Source organism: Suilimivivens aceti, from assembly GCF_025567405.1.
In the GTDB taxonomy this organism is placed as follows: Bacteria; Bacillota; Clostridia; order Lachnospirales; family Lachnospiraceae; genus Suilimivivens; species Suilimivivens aceti.
This window is the reverse complement of sequence record NZ_JAOQKJ010000028.1, coordinates 3,278-5,038: the sequence shown is the minus strand read 5'-3', so window position 1 is coordinate 5,038 and position 1,761 is coordinate 3,278. Positions and strand designations below refer to the sequence as shown.

Below are 1,761 nucleotides of genomic sequence, written 5' to 3'. Positions count from 1 at the left end.
ATGCCTGAAAGGAGAAAAGATTTTATGAGTACAACACAGCCGATCAAGTCAGTAAAGCAGCTGGAACAATTTAAAAAATATTATCAGGAGGTTTCACCTGACAGCCGCAATTATGCCCTTATTATCCTTGGTCTTAATACCGCCCTCCGGATTTCGGATATCCTCCGGCTCCACATCGCAGATGTATGGGATTTCCGGCAGCATTGTTTTAACAGGCACATTGAAATTACGGAGAGGAAAACCGGGAAAAATACTTCCATATATATAAACCAGGAGGTCAGGCAGGCTTTATCCGCATGCCACCTTACCAGCCTGGATCCAGGTGATGCTCTTTTTCCAAGCCATAAGTATAAAGGCAGTCCCCTAAGCCGCTACCAGGCCTACCGCATAATCAAAAAAGCCGCCGTCTATGCAGGCCTGCCAGAGCATATCAGCTGCCACTCCCTGCGCAAGACCTTTGGCTATCATGCCTGGAAGCAGAGTGTGCCGCCTGCCATGCTGATGGATATCTATAACCATTCTTCTTATCAGATCACAAAACGGTATCTTGGAATTGATCAGGATGACAAGGATCAGGTATTTGAAAAAATCCGTCTGTGAGTAGTCTCTCTGCTTCCTGCCTTCTTGTAACAGATTAACGGAAAAACATTTATTGCAGTTCGGAAGTTTCTGTGATAGACTCAGATCAAAGCATAGACGTTTTCTTTTTACAGACAGGCGGAAATAAAAATCTACTCTGTAAACCATGGGCCAAGCCCTTTCCCGGATCAGATGCTTTTCCATCGGGAAATGCTCTGACATTCTAACAGATCAGAAAATCCATGCTTTTCAATCCAACATGTAATTGAATAAGCAGAGGATTTTCAAACCCATAGGATCCTTTGCGCACAAAGGAGGAATTTTATGGGGAAATATGATACTTGTATGAGGGAGTTCCTGCAAAACAAAGAACGCTTTGCAGATTTCTTCAATGGCTGCTGTTTTCAGGGGGAACAGGTGATTCGGGCAGAGGAGCTTCAGGATGCCTCTGAAATGTATATCATTGAAAATTTTCCCCCGGAAAAGAAAGCTGTCGAAGGGGCAGATGCTAAGGGGCATAATTCGTGCCAGTCCCAAAGGAAAACACAGTTTTTCCGGGATGTTAAAATGTATCTCTGCTCAGGTACAGCCTTGCAGATACTGGCTGTCGAAAATCAGAGCTACATTGACTACAGCATGCCGGTGCGGTGCATGGGGTATGATGCCGCAGAATATCACAGGCAGCTAAAAGCAAAGAAGCGTAGATGGAATTTAATGGACAGGCGTCAAAAAGGACCCAGCATCACATCCGGCACAGTGTCTGCTGCAACGAGCCATGAAAAATTGTCCGGAATTTTGAAAACGGACCGGCTGCAGCCGGTTTATACTGTTTGTCTCTACAGCGGTACAGATCCATGGGATGGACCACGGACACTTTCAGATATGATGGCATTCCATCCAAATGATAATTATCTGAGATTCCTGTTCAGGGACTATCCGCTCAATCTGTTTTGTGTTAATGAGCATAGTGGATTTGATGAATTTCACACAGATCTCCGGCAGCTTTTTCGTGCCATGAACTGTAGGAAGGACAAGCAGAAGCTGACCGAGCTTATGGGGGATAAGCTCTATTCCCATTTAAACGAAGACACATGGGATGCCATTGCTGTCATGACAGACAATGCAGCCCTGCTTCAAAACAAAGAGGCTTTCAGAAATACATACGGAAATCAGGAGGGATTT

The 1,761-nt window shown here is 44.9% G+C and carries 2 protein-coding genes; both read left to right on the top strand.

From position 1 onward, the window contains the following. The first annotated feature begins 24 nt into the window (after window positions 1-24). Window positions 25-600, top strand: coding sequence for a tyrosine-type recombinase/integrase (locus tag OCV77_RS16255; protein ID WP_262575994.1), 576 nt, complete (start codon window positions 25-27; stop codon window positions 598-600). A gap of 303 nt (window positions 601-903) precedes the next feature. After that, window positions 904-1,761: Rpn family recombination-promoting nuclease/putative transposase (locus OCV77_RS16250; RefSeq protein ID WP_262575993.1), on the top strand; the 858-nt coding region annotated here is incomplete at its 3' end.